Genomic DNA, 3,613 nt, shown 5'->3' on the forward strand with positions numbered 1-3,613 from the left:
TCCGCCGATCCGCCGATCCGCCGATCCGCCGATCCGCCGATCCGCCGATCCGCCGATCCGCCGATCCGCCGATCGTTGGCAATCTCACGCGTCCATCGAACGCGAACGAGGCGTTGCCCCTCCCGGCCATGCCTCGCTCACGCGGGGGCCGGCGATCGCGCCCGGCGCATCCTCGCGGAGAATGTTCAATCACTAGGCAAAAGCACGGAATTGCCCGTGGACGGGCGTGCTTTCTGCATTCGGGCGCGGGGGGCGCACTGGCCCCGGGCGTGCGCGCGGGTTAGCTTGTGCCGGGTTTTTCCGGGCGTGGGAGACCGATCTGCCCGCCCGCCGACGTAGATGCTGAATCGCGACTTCACCATGGCGACGACGACCAAGAAGAAGCCGAAGGCGGCCGGGGCGGGGCTGGACCGCGAGACCCTGCTGGGCTTTTACCGCACCATGCTCCTGGCCCGCCGGATCGACGACAAGGAGATCCAGCTCAAGCAGCAGAACAAGATCTTCTTCCAGATCTCCGGCGCGGGCCACGAGGGCATCCAGGTGGCCGCCGCGGCCCACGCGCGCCCGGGCTACGACTGGTTCTACTTCTACTACCGCGACCGCGCGTTCTCGCTGGCCCTGGGCATGACGGCCCTGGACCAGCTGCAGCAGGCCGTGGGCGCCGAGGCCGACCCCTCGTCCGGCGGCCGGCAGATGCCGTCGCACTGGGGGCACCACGCGCTCAACATCGTGAGCTCGTCGTCGCCCACGGGCACGCAGTTCCTGCAGGCCGTGGGCACGGCCGAGGCCGCCATGCGCGCCGAGGCCATCGGCGAGCCGCTCGTGGAGCTCACCCGCGCCCGCGGCGACGAGGTGGTGTTCGTCACCACGGGCGACGGCACCACCTCGCAGGGCGAGTTCTGGGAAAGCATGAACACGGCGTGCAACCTCAAGCTGCCCGTGGTCTACCTGGTGGAGGACAACGAGTTCGCCATCTCCGTCCCCGTGGAGGTCAACACGGCCGGCGGCAGCATCAGCAAGCTGCTCACGGGCTTTCCCGGCCTGCTGATCGAGACGTGCGACGGCACCGACGTGTGGGAGAGCCACGAGGTGATGGGGCGCGCCGTCGAGTACGCCCGCACCCGCCAGGGCCCCGCGCTCGTGCACGCCAAGGTCGTGCGCCCGTACAGCCACTCGCTGTCGGACGACGAGCGGTTCTACAAGACCGAGGCGATGCGGCAGGACGAGGCCGCCCGCGACCCCATCACCCGCACGGCCGCCCGCCTCGTCGAGCTGGGCATCGCCACGGCGGAGGAGATCGCGCAGATCGAGGCCGACGTGAACGCCGAGGTGCAGCGTGCCACGGACGAGGCGCTGGCGTCGCCGCAGCCGGACCCGTCCACGGCCATGCGCTACCTGTTCTCGCCGGACGTGGACCCCACCGCCGAGCAGTTCGACACGGAGGACGACCCGCGTCCCACCGGCGGCGAGACCACCATGGTGGACCTCATCAACGCCACGCTGCGCGACGAGATGCGCCGCGACCCCCGCATCGTCGTCTTTGGCGAGGACGTGGCCGACGTGAGCCGCGAGGAGCTCATCAACGACGTCAAGGGCAAGGGCGGCGTCTTCAAGGTCACGGCCGGCCTGCAGCGCGAGTTCGGCGGCACGCGCGTGTTCAACTCGCCCCTGGCCGAGGCCAACATCGTGGGCCGCGCCGTGGGCATGGCCGTCCGCGGCCTCAAGCCCGTGGTCGAGATCCAGTTCTTCGACTACATCTGGACCGCCATGATGCAGATTCGCGACGAACTCGCGACCATGCGCTACCGGTCCAACAACACGTACGCGGCGCCCGTCGTCATCCGCACCACGTACGGCGGCTACCTCAAGGGCGGCTCCATCTACCACTCGCAGACGGGCGAAAGCATCTTCGCGCACTGCCCCGGCCTGCGCGTGGTCCTGCCGGCCACGGCCGTGGACGCGGCCGGCCTGCTGCGCACGGCCATCCGCAGCGAGGACCCGGTGCTGTTCCTGGAACACAAGCACCTGTACCGCCAGGTCTACAACAAGGGCCAGTATCCCGGCCCCAACTTCATGATCCCCTTCGGCAAGGCCAGGAAGGTCCGCGAGGGGACGGACGTGACGGTGGTGGCGTGCGGCGCCCTGGTGCAGCGCTCCATCGTTGCGGCCAAGGCGGCCGAGGAGCGGCACGGCATCAGCACGGAGGTCATCGACCTGCGCTCGCTGTCGCCCCTGGACATGGACACCATCGCCGAGTCGGTCAAAAAGACCAACCGCGTGATCGTGGCCCACGAGGACTCGCTGTCGTGGGGCATCGGCGCCGAGATCGTGGCCCGCATCGCCGACGACCTGTTCCCCTGGCTGGACGCGCCCGTCAAGCGCGTGGCGTCGATGGACACGTGGGTGGCGTACGCGCCGCAGGTGGAGCGCGCCATTCTCCCCGAGCCCGAGGACGTGCTGCAGGCCATCGAGCAGGTGAAGAACTTCTGATCCCCGCGCTGACGCAAAACGGATCGAAAGAGCCCCGCCCGGACACGCTCCGGGCGGGGCTTTCCCGTCCCCGGAAATGGACGTTTGAACGCGGCTGTCCCGAGAAGATCGGGCCGGAATGGACAGGCGCCGGACCGGTTTACTTCGCCCACTTGTATTCCGCGCCCGGGTGTGTGACCATTGCTGTCCACGCTGCACACCCGGGTTCATCCCGGGGTCCACCCCCGACGGTGAGGGACGATGCGGAAGATCGAGTTCTACCAGTCCGGCGCGGGCCGGTCGCCCGTGCGCGAGTTCCTGGACGGACTGTCCGCGCGCGAGGCGCGCCGCGTGTGGTGCCTGCTGGACGCCGTGCGCACGCTGGACTCGCTGCCGGCGGACTACCAGGAGGCGCTGGGCGGCCCCGGCGAGCTGTGGGAGCTGCGGGCCGAGCAGGGCGCGCGGATGGTGCGGCTGCTGGCGTGCACGCGGGGCGCGCGGCTGCTGGTGCTGGTGTGCGGCGTGGGCACGCGTTCGCGGGGCGTTTCCGGGCACGAGATCGCGCTCGCGCAGCGGCGGCGCCGGGACCACTGGGAAAGGAGCCGGAGAGATGGATGACCTGGATCGCTACGCGCGGGAGCGCGCGGAGGCGGAGCCCGCCTTCGCGGACGGGCTGGAGCGGGAGTCGGCCGCGTTGCGCGTGGGCGTGTGCCTGCAGCAGGCCCGGCAGGACGCGGGGCTCTCCCAGGCGGAGGTGGCCGAGCGCCTGGGCGTGAAGCTCGCGACGGTGGGGCGGATGGAGACGGGTGCCGCCGAGATCCGCCTGGCCACCCTGCAGCAGTACGCCGAGCTGCTGGGCCAGCGCCTGGTGCTGGAGGTGCGCGCGGCCCGCGGCACGGCCGAGAAGCTGGCCCGCGCCGCCCGCCCGCGGATGCCGGGCCTGTCGGGCCCAGTGGCGCGGGAGGTGGTGCGTGGCGGCGGAGGCTTGGACATCGCGGTTTCGCAGACTCCGCGGCTGCTGCGGCGGATGCGGAGCCTCGCGGCGCCGGAGTGGCCGGTGTGAGAAGATCGTGGGGGAGGGCGGGATCGCGCCGGCAGCAACCCGCCCCTCCCCCGGCCCCTCCCCGCTCGTTCCTCGCGGAGA

The 3,613-nt window shown here is 71.0% G+C and carries 3 protein-coding genes; all 3 read left to right on the top strand.

The window, feature by feature from the left end; translation table 11 throughout:
- Positions 1 to 339: 339 nt before the first annotated feature.
- On the top strand, positions 340 to 2,490 hold the full coding sequence (locus tag VFZ20_RS28615) for a dehydrogenase E1 component subunit alpha/beta (RefSeq protein ID WP_329687385.1): 2,151 nt from the start codon (positions 340 to 342) through the stop codon (positions 2,488 to 2,490).
- Positions 2,491 to 2,730: 240 nt separating this feature from the next.
- Positions 2,731 to 3,087, top strand: a complete 357-nt coding sequence (locus tag VFZ20_RS28620; RefSeq protein WP_329687386.1) for a type II toxin-antitoxin system RelE/ParE family toxin — start codon at positions 2,731 to 2,733, stop codon at positions 3,085 to 3,087.
- Complete coding sequence (locus VFZ20_RS28625) at positions 3,080 to 3,532, top strand: helix-turn-helix transcriptional regulator (RefSeq protein ID WP_329687387.1); 453 nt, start codon at positions 3,080 to 3,082, stop codon at positions 3,530 to 3,532. Before VFZ20_RS28620 ends, VFZ20_RS28625 begins: the two co-directional genes overlap by 8 nt.
- Positions 3,533 to 3,613 lie beyond the last annotated feature (81 nt).

The sequence above is a fragment of the Longimicrobium sp. genome (genome assembly GCF_036280135.1).
Classification (GTDB): domain Bacteria; phylum Gemmatimonadota; class Gemmatimonadetes; order Longimicrobiales; family Longimicrobiaceae; genus Longimicrobium.